General features: G+C 67.1%; 20 protein-coding genes and 1 pseudogene. 12 read left to right on the forward strand and 9 right to left on the reverse strand.

Annotated elements, in window-relative coordinates; all coding sequences use genetic code 11:
- Nucleotides 1-43: 43 nt before the first annotated feature.
- From A5634_RS24220 to menD, 3 genes are all read right to left on the reverse strand, one after another.
- On the reverse strand, nt 44-1186 hold the full coding sequence (locus A5634_RS24220; RefSeq protein ID WP_065146569.1) for a glycosyltransferase family 4 protein: 1143 nt from the start codon (nt 1184-1186) through the stop codon (nt 44-46).
- 66 nt (nt 1187-1252) lie between these two features.
- Nucleotides 1253-1756, reverse strand: coding sequence for a DUF3592 domain-containing protein (locus tag A5634_RS24225; protein WP_065146570.1), 504 nt, complete (start codon nt 1754-1756; stop codon nt 1253-1255).
- Entirely contained in the window at nt 1753-3396 is a 1644-nt protein-coding gene (gene menD, locus A5634_RS24230; protein ID WP_065146571.1) for a 2-succinyl-5-enolpyruvyl-6-hydroxy-3-cyclohexene-1-carboxylic-acid synthase, read from the reverse strand. The genes A5634_RS24225 and menD overlap by 4 nt, the downstream gene beginning before the upstream one ends.
- A gap of 87 nt (nt 3397-3483) precedes the next feature.
- Here menD and A5634_RS24235 point away from each other — a divergent pair, with 87 nt between their 5' ends.
- Nucleotides 3484-4929 carry a serine/threonine-protein kinase gene (locus A5634_RS24235; RefSeq protein WP_065146572.1) on the forward strand — a complete coding sequence of 482 codons (1446 nt, stop codon included), beginning with the start codon at nt 3484-3486 and terminating at the stop codon, nt 4927-4929.
- Nucleotides 4926-5426, forward strand: coding sequence for a hypothetical protein (locus A5634_RS24240; protein WP_253861882.1), 501 nt, complete (start codon nt 4926-4928; stop codon nt 5424-5426). The genes A5634_RS24235 and A5634_RS24240 overlap by 4 nt, the downstream gene beginning before the upstream one ends.
- A 1-nt stretch (nt 5427) precedes the next feature.
- Here A5634_RS24240 and A5634_RS24245 read toward each other — a convergent pair whose 3' ends face one another.
- The 3 genes from A5634_RS24245 to A5634_RS24255 all read right to left on the reverse strand — a co-directional run bounded on the left by A5634_RS24245 (nt 5428) and on the right by A5634_RS24255 (nt 8797).
- The gene (locus A5634_RS24245) at nt 5428-6216 is read right to left on the reverse strand and encodes an alpha/beta fold hydrolase (protein WP_065146573.1); all 789 of its coding nucleotides are present in this window, start codon (nt 6214-6216) and stop codon (nt 5428-5430) included.
- Nucleotides 6213-7130, reverse strand: coding sequence for an o-succinylbenzoate synthase (locus A5634_RS24250; protein WP_065146591.1), 918 nt, complete (start codon nt 7128-7130; stop codon nt 6213-6215). The genes A5634_RS24245 and A5634_RS24250 overlap by 4 nt, the downstream gene beginning before the upstream one ends.
- 62 nt (nt 7131-7192) lie before the next feature.
- On the reverse strand, nt 7193-8797 hold the full coding sequence (locus A5634_RS24255) for an amidohydrolase (RefSeq protein ID WP_065146574.1): 1605 nt from the start codon (nt 8795-8797) through the stop codon (nt 7193-7195).
- A 77-nt stretch (nt 8798-8874) separates the two neighbouring features.
- Between A5634_RS24255 and fadD8 the strand changes: the two genes are divergently transcribed.
- The 10 genes from fadD8 to A5634_RS24305 all read left to right on the forward strand — a co-directional run bounded on the left by fadD8 (nt 8875) and on the right by A5634_RS24305 (nt 18069).
- The gene (fadD8, locus tag A5634_RS24260) at nt 8875-10476 is read left to right on the forward strand and encodes a fatty-acid--CoA ligase FadD8 (RefSeq protein WP_065146575.1); all 1602 of its coding nucleotides are present in this window, start codon (nt 8875-8877) and stop codon (nt 10474-10476) included.
- Between the two features lie 61 nt (nt 10477-10537).
- The gene (locus A5634_RS24265) at nt 10538-10987 is read left to right on the forward strand and encodes a nitroreductase family deazaflavin-dependent oxidoreductase (RefSeq protein WP_065146576.1); all 450 of its coding nucleotides are present in this window, start codon (nt 10538-10540) and stop codon (nt 10985-10987) included.
- A 206-nt stretch (nt 10988-11193) separates the two neighbouring features.
- Nucleotides 11194-12096: a 1,4-dihydroxy-2-naphthoyl-CoA synthase gene (locus tag A5634_RS24270; protein WP_065146577.1), complete on the forward strand. Its 903-nt coding sequence runs from the start codon at nt 11194-11196 to the stop codon at nt 12094-12096.
- A gap of 162 nt (nt 12097-12258) precedes the next feature.
- Nucleotides 12259-13134, forward strand: a complete 876-nt coding sequence (locus tag A5634_RS24275; RefSeq protein WP_065146578.1) for an SDR family oxidoreductase — start codon at nt 12259-12261, stop codon at nt 13132-13134.
- Between the two features lie 18 nt (nt 13135-13152).
- On the forward strand, nt 13153-13539 hold the full coding sequence (locus A5634_RS24280) for a VOC family protein (RefSeq protein WP_065146579.1): 387 nt from the start codon (nt 13153-13155) through the stop codon (nt 13537-13539).
- 117 nt (nt 13540-13656) lie between these two features.
- A complete protein-coding gene (locus tag A5634_RS24285) occupies nt 13657-14901 on the forward strand; it encodes an inorganic phosphate transporter (RefSeq protein ID WP_065146580.1) in 1245 nt (414 codons plus the stop codon).
- Nucleotides 14898-15185, forward strand: a complete 288-nt coding sequence (locus tag A5634_RS24290; protein WP_065146581.1) for a hypothetical protein — start codon at nt 14898-14900, stop codon at nt 15183-15185. The genes A5634_RS24285 and A5634_RS24290 overlap by 4 nt, the downstream gene beginning before the upstream one ends.
- A 61-nt stretch (nt 15186-15246) precedes the next feature.
- Nucleotides 15247-15555: a DUF3349 domain-containing protein gene (locus tag A5634_RS24295; protein WP_065146582.1), complete on the forward strand. Its 309-nt coding sequence runs from the start codon at nt 15247-15249 to the stop codon at nt 15553-15555.
- A gap of 68 nt (nt 15556-15623) precedes the next feature.
- Complete coding sequence (gene menE, locus A5634_RS24300; protein WP_253861884.1) at nt 15624-16700, forward strand: o-succinylbenzoate--CoA ligase; 1077 nt, start codon at nt 15624-15626, stop codon at nt 16698-16700.
- Between the two features lie 16 nt (nt 16701-16716).
- Nucleotides 16717-18069: a hypothetical protein gene (locus A5634_RS24305; RefSeq protein WP_065146584.1), complete on the forward strand. Its 1353-nt coding sequence runs from the start codon at nt 16717-16719 to the stop codon at nt 18067-18069.
- Nucleotides 18070-18073: 4 nt separating this feature from the next.
- On the opposite strand, the gene A5634_RS24310 is transcribed toward A5634_RS24305, so the two are convergent.
- From A5634_RS24310 to A5634_RS28775, 3 genes and pseudogenes are all read right to left on the reverse strand, one after another.
- A complete protein-coding gene (locus A5634_RS24310; protein ID WP_065146585.1) occupies nt 18074-18733 on the reverse strand; it encodes a TIGR04282 family arsenosugar biosynthesis glycosyltransferase in 660 nt (219 codons plus the stop codon).
- On the reverse strand, nt 18730-19386 hold the full coding sequence (locus A5634_RS24315) for a glycosyltransferase family 2 protein (protein WP_065146586.1): 657 nt from the start codon (nt 19384-19386) through the stop codon (nt 18730-18732). Before A5634_RS24315 ends, A5634_RS24310 begins: the two co-directional genes overlap by 4 nt.
- 17 nt (nt 19387-19403) lie before the next feature.
- Nucleotides 19404-19750, reverse strand: a pseudogene (locus A5634_RS28775) (DUF732 domain-containing protein); the annotation flags it as partial.

Raw genomic sequence — 19750 nt, forward strand, 5'->3', positions numbered from 1 at the left:
AGTAGGCGGGAATTGGCAAGCTGGCGCAGGCGCCCGTCACGGGCTAGGCGTACCGGCGTGTGGTCCCCGCTCGCGCCGGTTCGGCCAGCACCGCTCCATAGTGAGCGATCAGCTCGTCACAGATCACCGGCCAACTGCGGCCGAGCACACTGCGCCGGGCCGCCGGCGAATACCGTTCCCGCTCGGCCAGCAGGTGATCGACGGCGCCGGGCAATCGCGCTTCGAACTCCTCGACTCCCAGTAACAACCCGGTGCGCCAGGGGGTCACCAGGTCGCGCGGGCCGCCGGCGTCGGGGGCGATAACCGGCAGCCCCGACGCCAGCGCTTCCTGCACGACCTGACAAAACGTCTCGTGTTCGCCGGGATGCACGAAGACGTCCATGCTGGCGTATGCCGCGGCGAGCTCGTCGCCGTACAGCGCGCCGGTGAAAACGGCTGTGGGCATTGCCAATTGCAGCTTGGTCCGGTCGACGCCGTCACCGACGACGACCACGCGCACCGCTGCGTCTGCCGCCAGCGCCGCCAGCCGTTCGACGTGCTTCTCCGGGGCCAGACGTCCGACGAATCCGACGATCGGCTTGCCGTCCGGTGACCATCGCCGACGCAGCGTCTCATCACGCGCCGATGGTGCGAACCGGATCAGATCAACTCCACGCGCCCATCGATGCACACGCGGGAACCGTTGGGCGGCAAGGACTTCCATCGTCGGGGTGGACGGGGCCAACGTGCGGTCGGCGAGGCTGTGCAAGCGGCGAAACCACGCCCAGGCGGCCCGTGTGGTGGCCGGAATGCCGTAGCTCGCAGCGAATCCCGGGACATCGGTCTGGTAGACGGCCACCGTCGGCACGCCCAGCCGGCGTGCGGCCAGCAATCCCCCAAAACCCAGCAGCGCCGGCGAGGCCAGGTGCACCACGTCGGGATCAAATCCGCGCACTACCCGCAGGATTCGCGGTGTCGGCACACCCAACGGAAGGGTGGTCACCTTCGGGAACATCCGCGACGGCGTCCGGTGCACCCGCACCCCGTCGTGCAGGCGGTCGGCGCGGGGCTGCCCGGGCGGGTTGTCCGGTGCGATGACCAACGCTTCGTGACCACAGCGACGCAGATGTTCCAGCACCCGGACCACCGAGTTGCTGACACCGTTGACCTGCGGGAGGAACGATTCGGCGACGATCGCAACGCGCACGACACCACACTGGCAGCGCCGACTGTCGGCAAGGTTGCCGAGGGGAATACGCGACGCGAAATTCTGCTACCGACGCTGCGCGCGTCTGTTCAGCCGTTTATCCAGCACCGCAAGCAGGATCAACGCGATTGCGGCCGTCAACCAGCCCACTACCGCGATAGACCCCGCCGGGATGATCGCCAGCCCGGCGTTGCGATGTTGCACCCGAACCAGGTTGGGATCCCTCTTGTTGTATTCGACGTAGATCCGCATGCCGGTGGCCAACTCCGACGGGTACAGCACGCCGAGTTCGGGTCGGTAGGTGACCCGATCGGGCGTAACGAACTCGATGGTGGACCGCCGCGGCCCGGCGCTGAGCACCTCGGCCTGCGCCACCCCCATATTGCGTTGGATCGCCAAATCATTCCGCCATGCGCCGGCCACCAACAGCACCGATTGCAGCGTGACCAGAAGTGCCACGATCAGCACGGTAATCCGCGCCCACCGCACCACGATCCGCGCCCGGGTGTCCGGCAACTCTTCACTGGTGCCGTGAATCAGGGTGCGCAGCAATTGTTTTAGCGTCGTCACAGGGCGGCCTTGATGGCCGCGTGCAGACGTCGCAACGAGGACCGGTCCGCCTTGACCTCCAACACCCGCATCCCGGTGGCGGGTTCGTCGAGGGCGGCGGCCAGCTGGTCGACTTCGATCTGGCGGCTCTCGACGTGATACGCGCGACACAGCGCGCCCACGTCGACGTCGTGCGGGGTGCCGAAGATGCGGGACGAAACGTCGCGGAATCGCGGGTCGCCCTGTTCGAGCAACTCGAAGATGCCGCCGCCGTTGTCGTTGGACACCACGATGGTCAGCTGCCGCGGGGTGGGTTCGGTTGGTCCGATCAACAGCCCGGAGCTGTCGTGGACGAAGGTCAAGTCACCGATCAGGGCAACGGTGCGCGACTGCGGATCACCGGTGCGCTCGTGTGCCAGCGCGGCCCCGATCGCGGTGGACACGGTGCCGTCGATGCCGGCGACGCCTCGGTTGGACCGAACTTGGACGCCGTGGGCGTTCAACCCGACCAGCGCCGCATCGCGCACCGGGTTCGAAGCCCCCAATACCAGCTGGTCACCGGGTCGCAGCGCATCGGCCACCGCGGCGGCCACGTGTAACCCGGTGGTCAGCGGGTGCTCGGCGAGTTGGCTGCGCACCGCGTCGAGGGCCTGCTTGTTCAGTTCGGCGCAGCGGCGCAACCACGCCGGGGTGGGCTCGCCGGTGGTGACCGCTCGGGTGCCGGTGGCTTGCGAATTTCCCGACACGTCGGGCCAGCGCGGGCCCGTCGTCAGCGCATACACCGGCACGCTCGGGTCGGCCAGCAACGACGAGACCGGACGGTGCAGCGTCGGGCGGCCCAGCATGATCACCTGCTGGGGTCGCAACAGCGGCAACGCCAATGGGTGCAGCGGGTTGTCCGCCGCTGGTGCGGTCGGCTCGGCGACGGTGGGCGAGGCCGCGAGATTGGGATGGGATCCCGCGCCGTGCCCGGCGATGACGACGGTGTCCGGCCTCAGGTCGATATCCAACGGCTGATCGAAGGTGACCAGCGGGGTGTAAGTCCACGGCCTGCCGTCCGGGCGACCCGGCGGGGTGGGCACATTCAGGTGTTCCGGATCGGGCACCAACGGTTCGCGCAGCGGGACGTCGAAATGCACGGGTCCGGCGTTGGCGGTACGAGAACCCTTGGCAGCCACCAACACTCGGCAGGTCGCCGATCGCCAGGTGGCATTCAGCGCGGCCAGTTGCTCGGGGGTGTCCTCGGCGAGGCCCAAGCTGATGGTGGCCCGGACCTGGGCACCGAAATAGCCCAGCTGCTCCATCGTCTGGTTGGCGCCGGTGCCCAACAGTTCGTAGGGCCGGTTGGCCGAAAGCACGATCAGCGGCACCCTTGCGTAGTTCGCCTCGACGACCGCGGGCCCGAGGTTTGCCACGGCGGTGCCCGACGTCATGGCGATGCATACCGGCGCATCAGCACCGATCGACAGGCCGATGGCCAAGTAGCCGGCGGTGCGTTCGTCGATGCGCACGTGCAACCGGAGCCGGCCCGCGCGGTCGGCGTCCTGCAATGCGAACGCCAGCGGCGCGTTGCGTGAGCCGGGACACAACACCACGTCGCGGACGCCGCCGCGGATCAATTCGTCGACGACGACGCGCGCCTGGGTCGTCGAGGGGTTCACCAGTACAGGGTGTCACAGCCAACGAACACCGTCCGCGGAGCGTTCGGTGAACACCTCCGCGGCTCGGGGTCAGTAGGATTTGCTGTCATGCCGCTCGCAAATGGCGCCGTTTTCGCTGGCTACACGATCCAGCGCCAGCTTGGTTCCGGCGGAATGGGCGAGGTCTACCTGACCCAACATCCCCGGCTGCCACGACTGGAAGCGTTGAAAATCCTGCCCTCGTCGCTGACCGAGGACGTCGATTTCCGGCAACGCTTCAATCGGGAAGCCGACCTCGCGGCCACGTTGTGGCATCCCAACATCGTCGGACTGCACGACCGCGGGGAGTTCGATGGCCAGCTGTGGATCACGATGGACTACGTCGAAGGCACCGATGCTGCATGCGCGCTGCAGGATAGCGACGGCTTGCCGCCGGCTCAGGTACTGGAGATCGTCACGGCCGTTGCCGACGCGCTGGATTACGCCCACCATGGCAACCTGCTGCATCGCGACGTCAAGCCGGCCAACATCCTGTTGACCAGATCGGACTCGGATCAACGGCGAATCCTGCTGGCCGACTTCGGAATTGCCCGCAAGACCGACGACATCAGTGGCCTGACCGCGACCAACGCCACCATTGGTTCGATTGCTTATGCGGCCCCCGAGCAGCTGATGGGCCAAGCGCTGGACGGACGGTCCGACCAATATGCGTTGGCCGCCACCGCTTTTCATATGCTGGCTGGCACTGCACCGTTTCAGCATTCCAACGCTGCCGTGGTGATCGGAAAACATCTCACCGCCCCGCCCCCGCTGTTGTCTGAGCGGCGACCTGCGCTGGCAGGCCTGGACTGGGTGCTCGCCAAGGCGATGTCTAAAAATCCGGCCCAGCGTTATCCGCGCTGCTCGGACTTCGCCCGGGCCCTCGGCGATGCGCTTACCGGCGTGTCCGCCCATTCGGCTGCGGCTACCGCGCCCTGGCCACCGGTCGGACCGGTTACTCACGCCGCAATTGGATGGCCGTCGGGTCCACCAATCCCCTATCACCGCATGCCTTCACCCACGCGCAAGCGGAAGTGGCCGGCGATTGTGGTGCCATTGGTTTTGGTGCTGTTGTTCATGGGTGCTGTTGGCTTCGCTGCGACACAGGTGCTGCGTCCGTATCCCGTGGCTGCCTCGACACCCCGGTGGCAACCCTATGTCGACTACGCCAAGCAGTTCACGATCTGGCTGACGAGTCTGAGCGCGCATTCTTCTGCCAGTGACGTTCAGCGCATCATCGATGGATCGACCGGCGAATTTCATGACGACTTCGCAAATCGCAGCTCTGATTTTCGCCAGGTAGTCGAGCAGGCGCAGGTTACAACAGAGGGAACCGTCGACGCCGCGGCCCTGGAATCGATCAGCGGCGCGACCGCTCAGGTCCTGGTCGCCGCGTCATCGAAGGTGACAAACAGTGGGGGCACCAACGACAAACCGCGAGCCTGGCGGTTGACCCTGCGGGTCGAAAGGCTCGGCGATGCCTACAAGGTGTCCAAGGTGGAGTTCGTATCGTGAAGCGCGTCGCCTGGTGGGTGTTGGTCGTCGTGCTCATGGCTGCGACGCCCGCCGCCGCTTCCGTCGGTGCCTGGCAGTTGGTCGTCAAGAGCCGACAACCACCCGCCATTGCCGACCAGGCTGCGGCTCGCCAGACGGTGATCGATGCCGCAAGCGACGGAACGGTGAAGGTGTTGAGCTATTCGCCCGACACCCTCGACCGGGATTTTGCCGCTGCGAGAGCCTGTCTCACCGGGGATTTCTTGGGCTTTTACGACGAATTCACCAGGCAAATCGTCGAACCTGCGGCACGGGCGAGGGCGCTGACCACTACCGCCAAAGTTCAGCGAGCCGGCGTAGAAACGTTGACGAGCTCCGAGGCGACGATCCTCGTATTCGTCGATCAAACAACTACCACCAACGACGCCGCCGACCCGCGGTCGACTTCAAGCTCGGTAAGGGTGAACCTGACCAGGGTGAAAGGGACGTGGCTGATCAACCAGTTCAAGCCCGTCTGACCTATGCCCTGACACCCGCAAAGAACTTCAGGATTGCGGCGTTGACTGCCTCGGGTCGCTCCAAGAACCCGAGATGCCCGGTGTCCGGGATCTGTAGGTAGCGGCCGTTGGGCAGGGCGTCGGCAACCTCGCGGCCCAGATAGGACGGCGTGATCACGTCGTCGGAGAAGCCGATCACCAACACCGGGGCAGCGATGTTGCGATAGGCCGGCAACCGGTTGGTGTGCGGCGCAACGTCGAGCTGGCAGCGATACCCGGGCGTGAGCTTGGTCGGCCACATGCTGAACATCGCGATCCAGTCGGCGACCGCCGCGTCGTCGTTGAGGGTTTTTCGCGAAAAGTTTTCCAGCAAGCGGTATTTCGCGTCGACAGTGGCGGGCAGCTCGATGCTGGCGCCGTCGAGGTCGACCTCGGCTTGGTGGAAGAACTGTCGGGTGCGGTCCAACCGCCCGCGGGTGGCCATCAGCACGGCCGAGCTGACCAGTTCGGAGCGGACCACCATCAGTTCCTGGGCGATATAGGAGCCCATCGAGACTGCGACGATCCGCACCGGGCCCAGACCGAGGGATTCGATCAGTGCGGCGGTGTCGGCGACCACCGTCTGCGTCGTGAAACCTTGGGCATTCTCGGTGGCGCCGATGCCGCGGTTGTCGAACGTGACACAGCGGTATCCGGCAGCCAGGAACGCCGGCACTTGGTGCAGGTGCCAGGTGCGTCCGGCACCGCCACGACCGGAAATGAAGACAACCGGCTCACCGGTCCCCTTGTCGTCGTAAGCCAGGTTGATCACTCGAACGACGGTACAAGCAACGGGTAGCACGCCTTGACGCGGTCGATCCACCACTGTCTGCGCGTCGACGGCGCGCGCAGGGCGTCCAGCCGCTGCGGATCCGGCCTCACCGGCGCGACGGGAAGGTAGCCGTCGACGGGTACTGCGGACGCGGCGACGTCATCGACGAACAACCGCCCGGTGCCCAAACCGCATGCGTGGCGCAGTTCCGGCAAAGCGGCGGCGGCTGCTAGGCCACGGCCGATGCCGACGGCGGAATCCAGCGCACTGGACACCACCACCGGAATGCCGATTTGCTCGGCAACCGCGAGCATTTTCGAAATTCCGCCCAGCGGAGCGACTTTGAGCACCGCGATGTCGGCGGCGCCGGCCCGGGTGACGGCCAACGGGTCATCAGCCTTGCGGATGCTCTCGTCGGCGGCGATCGGAACATCGACAAGTCGGCGCAACTCGGCGAGTTCGGCAACGGTGGCACAGGGTTGCTCCAGGTATTCCAGCGCACCGTCAGCCGTGAGGGCTTCGGCGGCCCGGGCAGCTTCGGCCACACTCCAGCCGCCGTTGGCGTCCACCCGCACGGTCGGCACCCGTTCGCGCACCGCGTTCACCCGGTCGACGTCGTCGGCCAAGCTCTGACCCGGCTCGGCCACCTTTACCTTGGCGGTGCCGGCACCGGGGAACCGCGCCAGCACTTCGGGCACCTGTTCGGCGGACACAGCGGGCACGGTGGCGTTGATCGGGATGCGGTCGCGTCTGACCGGTGGGGGTGCGCGGTAGGCGCCTTCGATCGCCGCGCCGAGCCAGTGCGCAGCCTCGTGCGGTTCGTATTCCACGAACGCGCCGAATTCGCCCCAACCGGCAGGTCCCTCGACCAGCGCCACCTCCCGGGTGGTGATGCCGCGAAAACGGACGCGCATGGGCAACGCCACGACGTGCAGGCGGTCCAAAAGGTCCGCCAGGTTCGGCTGAAGAGGACAAGTCACTGCCCGTAGACCTGCCGACCGGCCAGGAAGGTGGCCTGCACCTTGAGGTCGGCGATCTGCTCGGGCGGCACCACGCGGGGATCGGCGGACAACACCACCAGGTCCGCGTACTTGCCCACTTCCACTGAGCCGATCACGTCGTCGGCGAACAACTGCCAGGCGGCGTCGATGGTCTGCGCCCGGATCGCCTGCTCGACGGTGAGCCGCTCCTCAGGGGCAAGCACCCGCCCGCTGGGCGCCACCCGGGTGGCGGCCACGCTGATGTTGCGCAGCGGCTCCTCGGGCGTGACCGGCGGGTCGTTGTGCAGTGAGATCCGCATGCCGGTCGCCACCGCTGATCCGGCCGGCATCCAGCGCGAGCCGCGCTCGGGGCCGAACAGCCCGTCGACGATCACGTCACCCCAGTAGTGGATCTGGTCGACGAAGATGCTGCAGGTGACACCAAGGACAGCGGCGCGCTGCAGTTGCTCAGGCCGGATGGCACCGACGTGTTCGAGTCTTAGCCGGTGATCGTTACGCGGATGCCGGCGCAACGCCTCTTCGTACACGTCGAGGATGGTGTCGACACCGGCGTCGCCCTGCACGTGACACGCCATCTGCCACCCCAGGGGGAAGTAGGCGCCGACGATCTCGGTGAGCTGCTCTTTGGTGTAGTTAGCGCAGCCGCAGGATCCAGGTTGGATGCCCGCGCTGCGGGTGGCCGGCGTGTCCAGGTACGGAAACGACAGGGCGATGTTGCCGATCCACGGCGAGCCGTCCACCCAGATTTTGATGCCGACCTGACGCAGTAGGTCGTCGCCCTGACCGGGGGCGGCATCGGTGGCCATCTGCGCGTTGGAAACCTCGTAGTAGCGCAGCCGCACCGTGAGGTCACTGCGCAACTGCTCGACCAGCGGCCTGAACTTCGGGTCGAACGCCATCTCCGAACACGTGGTTAACCCCGCTCGATTGAGGCGGGCGCACTCGGCGCGCAGCATGTCGGGGTAGTTACCCGCCTGGATGGCACCGCCCAGCAGCGGGAACACCGCCCCGATCTCTTCGGCCGTGCCGTCGAGTTCACCGTCGGCGCCGCGCCCGTATTTCGCGCCCTTCGGGTCGGGGGTGTCGCGGGTCAGGCCGTTGAGCGCGGCGGCACGGGAGTTGAAGTACGCCTTGTGACCGGAGTTGTGGATGATCACCAGGGGGCCGTCTGGGGCGATGTCGTCGAGCCAACCCAGGGTCGGTTCCGGCAGTCCTGACTGCAGCAGTGCGTCCCAACCGTTGAGGTAGGCGCCGTCAGGTCCGCGCCGCTCGGCCTCGCGCGCGACGGCGGCCACTACATCGGCCGAGTTTGGGATCGTCACCGGGCGGATGTCGACGATGCGGTCAGACAATGCGACGGCCTCCATCAGGGGATGCCCGTGCGCCTCGATGAATCCGGGCATCACGCATCCGTCGCCGATGTCGATGATCTGGGTGTCCGCACCGGTGTATTGCGCGATGTCGGACCGGTCGCCGACCGCGATGATCCGGCCGTCGGCGACGGCGAGCGCTTCGGCCGTGGGCCGCTTTTCGTCGACGGTCAGAACGGTCCCGGTGATGACGACATCTGCGGCGGTCATATGCGGGAATCCTACTGATAGTCGTCGTCGGCGAGGCCGCGGCTGACTAAAATTGCAACACGTTCTAGTCTTGCCACATGAGTGACGACCTGCTGCGCAATCCCACCCACAACGGCCACCTGCTGGCGGGCGCGCTCAAGCGCCACAAGAACCGACCGGTGCTGTTCCTTGGCGACACCACGCTGACCGGCGGCCAGTTGGCCGAACGGATCAGCCAGTACGTGCAGGCGTTCGAGGCGCTGGGCGCCGGCAGCGGAGTCATGGTCGGCCTGCTGTCGCTCAACCGGCCCGAGGTGCTGATGATTCTCGGCGCCAGCCAGACCCAGGGTTATCGGCGCACCGCTTTGCACCCGCTGGGGTCGCTGGACGACCACGCGTATGTGCTCTCGGACTGCGGCGCCAGCGCGCTGATCATCGACCCCAACCCGATGTTCGTCGAGCGGGCGCTGGGCTTGCTGGAGAAGGTGGACTCGCTCAAGCAGATCCTGACGATCGGCCCGGTTCCCGAGGCCTTGAAAGATGTGGCGGTGGATCTGTCGGCGAAGGCGGCCACGTTCGAGCCCAAGCCGTTGGCTGTCGCTGATCTGCCGCCTTCCAACATCGGCGGCATGGCTTACACCGGTGGAACCACCGGCAAGCCCAAGGGCGTGATCGGCACCACCGGCAACATCGCCGCGATGACCCAGATCCAGCTCTCCGAATGGGAATGGCCCGAGCACCCGCGGTTTCTGATGTGCACTCCGCTCTCGCATGCCGGCGCGGCGTTCTTCACACCCACCGTGGTCAAGGGCGGTGAGATGGTGGTGCTGGCCAAGTTCGACCCGGGCGAAGTGCTGAGAGTCATTGAAGAACAACGCATTACCGCGACCATGCTGGTGCCTTCGATGCTGTACGCACTGATGGATCACCCGGATTCGCACACTCGCGACCTGTCCTCGCTGCAGACCGTGTACTACGGCGCCTCGGCGATCAATCCGGTGCGATTGGCCGAGGCGATCCGGCGATTCGGTCCGATCTTTGCCCAGTACTACGGCCAGTCCGAGGCGCCGATGGTGATCACCTACCTCGCAAAGGCCGACCATGACGAGAAGCGGCTGACCTCCTGCGGACGGCCTACCCTGTTCGCGCGGGTGGCGCTGCTGGGCGAGGACGGCAATCCGGTGCCACAGGGCGAGCCGGGCGAAATATGTGTCAGCGGACCGCTTTTGGCGGCCGGTTACTGGAACAAGCCGGAGGCCACTGCCGACACCTTCAAGGACGGTTGGTTGCACACCGGCGACATGGCCCGCGAAGACGGGGACGGTTTCTACTTCATCGTCGACCGGGTCAAGGACATGATCGTCACTGGTGGATTCAACGTGTTCCCTCGCGAGGTCGAAGACGTGATCGCCGAGCATCCTGCCGTCGCGCAGGCATGCGTGGTCGGCACCCCCGATGAGAAATGGGGCGAGGCCGTCACCGCGGTGGTGGTGCTGCGCACCGACGCCGCCCGCGACGACGCGGCGATCGAAGCCATGACCGCCGAGATCCAGGCCGCGGTCAAGGACCGCAAGGGCTCGGTGCAATCGCCGAAGCGGGTGATCGTCGTCGACGCGCTGCCGTTGACGGGGTTGGGTAAACCAGACAAGAAAGCCGTGCGTGCGCAGTTCTGGGAGGGCGCCGGCCGCGCCGTGGGCTGAGTCTTCTCGCCGAACGTGCAGCTCGTCGCACGCTCGGCGAGGGTGTGATTACTGTGAAGGCATGGCTGAAGGGATCCGGCCGCCGTGGTGGCTCAAGCCCGCCAACAAGCTGTTCATCCAGATGTCGAAGCTGGGTATGAAGTTCGGCGGCGAGAGCCCGGTGGTGCTGACCGTGCCGGGTCGCAAGTCCGGCAAACCTCGGTCAACCCCGATCACGCCGATGAGTTTCGACGGCCAGCGCTACGTCGTCGGCGGCTTTCCCGGTGCCGACTGGGTCCAAAACGTCAGGGCCGCAAGCGAAGTCACGCTGCGACGCGGCCGCACGGCCGAACGAGTGCGGATGGTGGAGTTGTCGCCAACCGACGCCAAGCCGGTACTGCGGGCGTTCCCCACCGAGGTGCCGACCGGGATGAGCTTCATGAAGCGGGCCGGGCTGATCACCGAGGGGCGTCCGGAGGAGTTCGAGGCATTGGCGGGGCGGTGCGCAGTTTTTCGTTTCGATCCGGTGTGATGCTGCGCGCCCGGCGGCAATGCTGCTCCCCCGGTGCCGCCACCCAGAGGTCGACGATCTCGACAGGGACGGCGTCAACAGCCCCTGCCGGGATTCGCGCCGGCAACGAACCGATACCCTGACGGCCACGTCCGCGCAGGGATGACGGCCGCCCAAACGATCAGTTGCGATGACCACACCATCGACCAGGATGGAGTTCAAGAACCTTGAGTGACAACCCATTTGACCCGACACAGTGGCGAGCCGTCGACGGCTTCGACGATTTGACCGACATCACCTACCACCGCCACACGCAGGATGCGACGGTGCGGGTGGCCTTCGACCGTCCCGAGGTGCGCAATGCGTTTCGGCCGCACACCGTCGACGAGCTGTACCGGGTACTCGACCACGCGCGGATGTCCCCCGACGTAGGTGTGGTGCTGTTGACGGGCAACGGTCCGTCGCCCAAGGACGGCGGTTGGGCATTCTGCTCCGGGGGCGACCAGCGGATCCGGGGACGCAGCGGTTACCAGTACGCGAGCGGAGAGACCGCCGACACCGTCGACGCCGCACGCGCCGGCCGGCTGCATATCCTCGAGGTACAACGGCTGATCCGGTTCATGCCGAAGGTGGTCATCTGCCTGGTCAACGGGTGGGCCGCAGGTGGTGGGCACAGCCTGCACGTGGTCTGCGACCTCACCCTGGCCAGCCGAGAGCATGCGCGGTTCAAGCAGACCGACGCCGACGTGGGCAGCTTCGACGGCGGTTACGGTAGCGCGTACCTGGCTCGGCAGGTGGGCCAGAAATTCGCTCGCGAAATTTTCTTCCTGGGCCGGCCCTACACCGCAGAGCAGATGCACCACATGGGTGCGGTCAACGAGGTGGTCGAGCACGCCGAGCTGGAGACGGTGGCGGTGCAGTGGGCAGCCGAGATCAACGCCAAATCGCCTCAGGCGCAACGGATGCTGAAATTCGCGTTCAACCTGCTCGATGACGGCCTGGTGGGCCAGCAACTGTTCGCGGGAGAGGCAACCCGGCTGGCATACATGACCGACGAGGCCGTCGAGGGTCGCGACGCCTTCCTGGAGAAGCGTCCCCCGGATTGGGCTCCGTTCCCGCGTTATTTCTGAGGCGGCCACGCGCGCGGGCCGTCACGCTGGCGTGACGCTCGGCGCGGACAGTCACGCTGGCGTGACGCTCGGCGCGGACGGTCACGCTGGCGTGACGCTCGGCGCGGACGGTCACGCTGGCGTGACGCTCGGCACCCAAAGGCCCCGCCTAGACTCGCCACGGTGAGTAAGAGTCCGCTGCGGCGATTGACCGACCAGATTGTGCTGGCCAGCATGCGCCCTCCCATTTCACCCCAGGTGCTGCTCAACCGTCCGGCAATAAAGCCGGTCGACCTCGATGGCAAGCGCATCCTGTTGACCGGCGCATCCTCAGGCATCGGAGAGTCCGCGGCTGAACAGTTCGCCGAGCGCGGCGCCACGGTCGTCGTCGTCGCCCGCCGCCGGGACCTGCTCGACGAACTGGCAGACCGGATCACCAGCCGAGGCGGCACGGCGATGTCGATCCCGTGCGACATCTCCGACATGGACGCCGTCGACGCCTTGGTGGCCGACGTAGAGAAACGCATTGGCGGCATCGACATCCTGATCAACAACGCCGGTCGGTCCATCCGCCGTCCGCTGGCCGAGTCACTGGAACGCTGGCACGACGTGGAGCGGACCATGGTGCTCAATTACTATGCGCCGCTTCGGCTTATGCGCGGCCTGGCGCCTGGAATGGTCGAGCGCGGCGACGGCCACATCATCAACGTCTCCACCTGGGGTGTGCTCAACGAGGCCGCCCCGCTGTTCGCGGTTTACAACGCCTCCAAGGCGGCGTTGACCTCGGTGACCCGAATCGCCGAAACCGAGTGGGGTCCCAAGGGGGTGCACTCGACGGCCCTGTACTACCCGTTGGTGGCCACCCCGATGATCGCCCCGACGAAAGCCTACGAAGGGTTGCCGGCGCTTACTTCGCAGGAGGCCGGCGAGTGGATGATCACCGCGGCTCGCACCCGGCCGGTACAGATCGCGCCGCGAATGGCGATCGCGGCGAAGGCGCTGAACACCGTCGGCCCGCGCTGGGTCAACACGCTGATGCAGCGGCGTGATGCCCGCTAGGCGTGCTAGACACGACTAATGGAGATTCTGGCGAGCAGGATGCTTCTGCGACCCGCGGACTACCAGCGTTCGTTGAGCTTTTACCGAGACGAGATCGGATTGGCCATCGCCCGTGAATACGGTGCTGGCACAGTGTTTTTCGCTGGTCAGTCGCTGCTGGAACTGACCGGCTACGACGAGCCCGACCACTCCCGCGGACCGTTCCCGGGGGCTTTGTGGCTGCAGGTGCGCGACCTGGCCGCAACCCAGGACGAGCTGCGGGGACGGGGAGTGCCGATCGCCCGCGAGGCCCGACGCGAACCCTGGGGTTTGCACGAGATGCACGTGACCGATCCCGACGGCGTCACGTTGATTTTCATCGAGGTTCCCAAGGGTCATCCGCTGCGCCAGGACACCCGCCAATGAGCGCGAACGAACCCAAGATGAACTCATAGGTAACATCTGGCGACGACTGGCGATATTCCTGCATTTCCCTTTCGATTCGTTCGACAAGGGAAGACTCCGACCACAAGAATCAGGCCCGTGAACATCCAGCTGTTCCTGTTGATCATCGTCGTGATCACCGCGCTCGCGTTTGACTTCACAAACGGGTTCCACGACACCGGCAATGCCATGGCGACCTCGATCGCCAGCGGCGCGCTGGCACCGAAAGTGGCGGTCGCGCTTTCGGCGGTGCTGAACCTGATCGGCGCGTTTCTGTCCACGGCGGTGGCCGCGACTATCGCCAAGGGTTTGATCGACGCGAACCTGGTCACGTTGGAACTGGTGTTCGCCGGACTGGTCGGCGGCATCGTCTGGAACCTGCTCACGTGGTTGCTTGGTATCCCGTCAAGCTCTTCCCACGCGCTGATCGGCGGCATCGTCGGCGCGACGATCGCGGCCGTCGGCGGGCACGGCGTCATTTGGAAAGGGGTGATCTCCAAAGTCCTCATCCCGGCCGTGATCGCAGCAATACTGGCGATCGCCGTCGGGGCGGCAGCCACCTGGCTGGTGTACCGGATCACCCGCGGCGTGCCGGACGAGCGCACCGAGGCGGGGTTCCGGCGTGGACAGATCGGCTCCGCGTCGCTGGTATCGCTGGCGCACGGCACCAACGACGCACAGAAGACGATGGGCGTGATCTTCCTGGCACTGATGTCCTACGGATCGGTCAGCAAAACGGCCGTCATGCCACCGCTGTGGGTGATCGTGTGCTGCGCCGTGGCGATGGCAGGCGGCACCTACCTCGGCGGCTGGCGGATCATCCGCACACTCGGCAAGGGATTGGTGGAGATCAAGTCACCGCAAGGCATGGCCGCCGAATCGTCTTCGGCCGCAGTCATTCTGCTCTCGGCCCACTTCGGCTATGCGCTGTCCACCACGCAGGTGTGCACCGGTTCGGTACTGGGTAGCGGGGTGGGCAAGCCGGGCGCCGAGGTTCGCTGGGGGGTGGCCGGTCGGATGGCGACCGCCTGGTTGGTGACGCTGCCGTTGTCCGGGATCGTCGGTGCGCTCACCTACTGGATCGTCCACCTGGTCGGCGGATATCCCGGTGCGATCCTCGGCTTCTCGATGCTGGTCGCGGTCTCGGCCGCCATATACCTGCGTTCGCGTGCGGTGAAGGTCGACCACAAGAACGTCAACGCCGAGTGGGAAGGCCACCTGACCGCAGGGTTGCAAGCCGGCCAAGACTGGGACCAACCGCCGCCTGACACGGGACCCAAGTCGGACGCCGTAGCAGCCGAATTCGGCTCGGACGGCCAGATTCCCGCACGGAACGCCTCATGAACGCATGGTTCAACTACGGAGCCACCGGCAAGATTCTGCTCTTCAGCCTGCTAGCCGGTGCTGCATTGCCGGGATTGTTCGCCCTGGGAGTTCGACTGCATGCCGCCGGCACCGGCAACGCCAGCCTGGATCGAGTCGACGAAAAGCAGAACCCATTCCTGGTGGCGATTGCGTGGGCGATCTTCGCGCTCGTCGTCGCGGTGGTCGTCATCGGCGTGCTTTACATCGCCAGAGACTTCATCGCCCACCACACCCACTATCCGTTCCTGGGCGCCAAGCCGTGATGCTGGGATCCCAGTCAACGTAGGGTTTTGCTGGTGGGGCGGCGGGTAAGTTGAGCGCACAATGAACCGTTTTTTGAGTTCCATCGTCTCGTGGTTGCGAGCGGGGTATCCGGACGGCATTCCGCCGACCGATTCCTTTGCCGTGCTTGCCTTGCTGGCGCGCCGCCTCACCAACGACGAAATCAAGGCGGTCGCCAACGAGCTGATCCTGCGCGGCGAACTCAACATCGACAACATCGATATCGGCGTCGCGATCACCCAGCTCACCGACGAACTGCCGTCGCCGGAGGACATCGAGCGAGTCCGTACCAGGTTGGCCGCCCAAGGCTGGCCGCTCGATGACAGGCGCGACAACGGGGATCGCGCATAGCCGTCCTGCGGGCGCTGCGCGTCCCACCGGGTTCGGCTACCCGGCTGTTACTGCCCGCCCTGCACGGAGTGCTCGACGGGCAGGACGCCGCGTTCGTTGCAGTGGCTGACGACACCGATCCCGTCCTGGGTCGCCTGCGCGTCGGAGCGGAGATCGACGACGACGTAGCGCTGGTGGTGACGACGTCCGGCACCACCGGAGCGCCCAAGGGGGCGCTGCTGACCGCCGCGGCCCTGATCGCCAGCGCAACGGCCACCCACCGCCGTCTCGGCGGGGCGGGGCGTTGGCTACTCGCCATCCCGCCACATCACATCGCCGGCCTGCAGGTGTTGGTGCGTAGCGTGATCTCCGGTACCGACCCGGTCGAACTGGATGTGTCGGCCGGCTTCGATATCGGCGAATTGCCGCGCGCGATACGGGCTTTGGGGTCGGGCCGGCGATACACCTCGCTGGTGGCCGCGCAGTTGTCCAAGGCGCTCGATGACGCCCCGGCCACGGCCGCACTCGCCGAACTGGACGCCGTGCTGCTCGGTGGCGGACCCGCGCCGCAACCGGTGCTCGCCGCCGCCGCCGCGGCCGGCATCACGGTGGTACGCACCTACGGGATGAGCGAGACGGCCGGCGGCTGCGTCTACGACGGCGTCCCACTCGACGGGGTTGGGCTGCGGGTGCTGGCCGATGGCCGCATCGCGCTCGGCGGTGTCACCCTGGCCAAGGGTTATCGCAACCCCGTGCAGCCCGACCCGTTCGCCGAACCTGGCTGGTTCTTAACCGACGATCTTGGCTCCGTGAGCGTTTCGGGTGTGCTGACCGTGTTGGGACGGGCGGACGAGGCGATCAGCACCGGCGGGCTGACGGTACTGCCCGGCCTGGTCGAGACCGCACTGAACACCCACCCCGCGGTGCGGGACTGCGCGGTGTTCGGAGTAGCCGACGACCGCCTGGGCCAACGCGTGGTCGCCGCGGTCGTGCTGGCGCCCAGATCGGTGCCGCCGAACCTGGACTCGCTGCGCGCCCACGTCGCTCAAACCTTGGACATCACCGCCGCACCGCGGGAACTGCACATCGTCGACGAACTGCCGCGTCGCGGCATCGGCAAGGTGGACCGGTCCGCATTGGTGCGGCGGTTCGGGGCCTCAGGCTGACCTAGGCTGAGCTGTTGTGAGGATCGCGCGCCGGGAAGCTGTCGCGGTCTCGGTCGCCGTCGTGCTGGTGGCTGCCGCGTTCGTGCTGCCACGGCTGGACTGGGGGATCAACCCCCGACGGGACACCGGCCTGGAACGATTCGGCACCCACGCGGGCGCCGCGCCGATCTTCGGCTATTGGGATGCGCACTTCGGCTGGGCAACCGCGGCGGCGATCGCCATCGCGGTTGCCGTTGTTGTGTGGGGTCCCGTTGTGGCGCAACGTTTTTCGTGGTGGCTGCTGACTCTGGTGACGTGGGCGACGGCGGCTGCGTGGGCGTTTGCGCTGGCGATGATCGACGGTTGGCAGCGCGGTTTCGCGGGCCGACTGACTACCAGGGACGAGTACCTCTCGGAAGTGCCCGGCGTCACCGACATCCCGGCGACCGTGCGCACGTTCGCCAGCCGCATCGTCGACTTCCAGCCGCACTCGTGGACCACGCACGTCTCCGGCCACCCGCCTGGTGCGCTGCTGTCCTTCGTATGGCTGGACCGCATCGGCCTATCAGGGGGGGCGTGGGCGGGCCTGCTGTGCCTGCTGGTTGGGTCGAGCGCCGCGGCCGCCGTCGTGGTGACGGTGCGGACGCTGGCCGGCGAGGACATGGCGCGCCGCGCGGCCCCGTTCGTTGCGGTGGCGCCGACGGCAATCTGGGTCGCGGTATCGGCCGACGGCTACTTCGCCGGGGTGGCGGCGTGGGGCATCGCGCTGCTGGCGCTGGCCGTGCATGGCGCGACTCGATTTCCGGCGGTGGTGGGTGCCGCGGCGGGCCTGGTGCTCGGCTGGTGCCTCTTCCTCAGCTACGGGCTGGTGCTGATGGGGATGCCCGCATTGGCGGTGCTGGTGTCGGCGGCGAATTGGCGCGCGGCGCTGCGGACACTCGGCCCGGCGGTGCTTGCGGCGGTGGCGGTGGCGGCAACGTTCGCGATCGCGGGGTTCTATTGGTTCGACGGCTACGACCTTGTGCAGCAACGCTATTGGCAGGGCGTCGCCAAAGACCGGCCGTTTCAGTATTGGAGCTGGGCCAACCTGGCGTGCGTCGTCTGCTCGATCGGATTGGGCAGCGTCGCCGGGGTCGGTCGGGTCTTCGACCGTGTCGCGATATGTCGCCGGTCGGGCTTTCACCTGTTGCTGGTGGCCGCGCTGGCGGCGATTGTATTCGCGGATCTGAGCATGCTGAGCAAGGCCGAAACCGAGCGGATCTGGCTTCCCTTCACCATCTGGCTCACCGCCGCGCCGGCTCTCTTGCCGGTGCGGTCGCACCGAATGTGGTTGGCAATCAACGCCATCGGAGCCCTGTTGATCAACAGCTTCATCTTCACGAACTGGTGAAGGCTCACAACCCGGCGGCGCGGGTCACTCGCGCAAAGCGACTCGCCGAACCGCACGCTTCGCGCACCGCGGCGACGTCACCAGCGAGGTCGACGTCGGCCAGCTTCGGCACCAGGGAAACCTGAAGGCCGTTGTCTTGCAACGCTTTCAGCGTGAGTTCACCGGTGTCTGTTTGCGACATCGGGACGCTGCGCAGGGTTTCGGCGCCGGTCGGCGTTGCCAGACCCAGCACCCACCACCCGCCGTCGACCGCGAGCCCGAGCACGGCCGCGTTGTCGAGCAACCGTCGCGCGCACTCGCCCAACAACTCGGGGCTGACCTGGGGAGTGTCCATCCCGATCTGCAGCACCGGATTCTCGCCGGCCGCATCCGCGTGGGCGTTGGCGAGCCGCTCGGCGAAGGTGTCGCCGCGCTGCTCGATCACCGTGAACGATCCGAGTCGTTGCCGGATCTCGGCAGCGCAGGCCGCATTGCCCAAGTCACCGGTGAGAGCCACCACCCGGGCGGCAACAGGCGCGGCGGCCACCGCATCCAGGGTGTCGAGCAGCGCCGCGGCGGCTATCTGTGCGGCCACCTCGTCGCCGACCGACGCGGCGAGTCGAGTCTTGGCCCGGCCTGGTTCCGGTGCCTTGGCGACCACCAGAATCGTGACCGGCAGGTTCACGAAATCACCTTCCAAAAGTCCAGAATCGCGGTGATGCTGCCCCGCAGCGACCCACTCACCTTGGATTTGCCGCCCGTGCGCGGGCCGTAACTGACATCGAGTTCCACCACCCGCCAGCCCGCGGCCGCGGCGCGCACCAGCAGTTCCAGCGGATAACCCGACCGGCGGTCGGCCACACCCAGTTCCAGCAGCGCCTCGCGGCGGGCCACCCGCATCGGTGCGATGTCGTGCACCGGCAACTGGTGGCGGGTGCGCAGCCGCCAACTCATCACCACGGTGCCGACCCGGGCCACCCACGGCCAGTGCAGATCAGGGACCGGGCGGCGTCGGCCGGTCACCATGTCCGCGCCGCGCTGCAACTCGGCGACCAACCGGGGCAGGTCGCCGGGATCCATCGAACCGTCGGCGTCGATCACCGCCACAATCGGCGTCGTCGCCGCGACCACACCAGCGTGCACGGCGGCCCCGTATCCCGCGCGCGCCTCGCCAACCACCCGGGCGCCGTGCCGGGCGGCCACCGCGGCGGTGTCGTCGGTGCTGTTGTTGTCCACCACCAGCGCTTGGTAGCCGGCCGGAATCGCGGCCAGCACCGCCGGCAGCGACTCTTCCTCGTTGAGACAGGGCAACACCACCGTCACCGCGGCGCCGGGCATGGGTCAGCCGGCCGAGATCAGTTCACGCCTCCCGTACCGGAGCGGCCGCCGCCGCTGCCGCCGCTGCCGCCCGAGGGCGGCTTGGGCGCCACGGTGGGTGCCCTTGGGGCTGGCGCCGGGGCCTGCGTACGCGGAGCCGGGGCCGGGGCTTGGGTTTGCGGTACCGGCGCCTGGGTTTGCGGCACCGGCGCCTGTGTCCGCGGCGCGGGCGCCTGAGTCTGCGGCACGGGTGCCTGAGTCTGGGGCGCCTGCGTCGGCTGCGGCGCCACCGTCTGCTGTTGGGTCGGCGGCGGGGCGGCCGTGGTGGGCGGCGGCGCGACCGTGGTAGGCGGCGGCGCCGCTGTCGTCGGCGGAACCGCGGCCG

This window comes from Mycobacterium asiaticum (genome assembly GCF_001673365.1).
GTDB lineage: Bacteria > Actinomycetota > Actinomycetes > Mycobacteriales > Mycobacteriaceae > Mycobacterium > Mycobacterium asiaticum_A.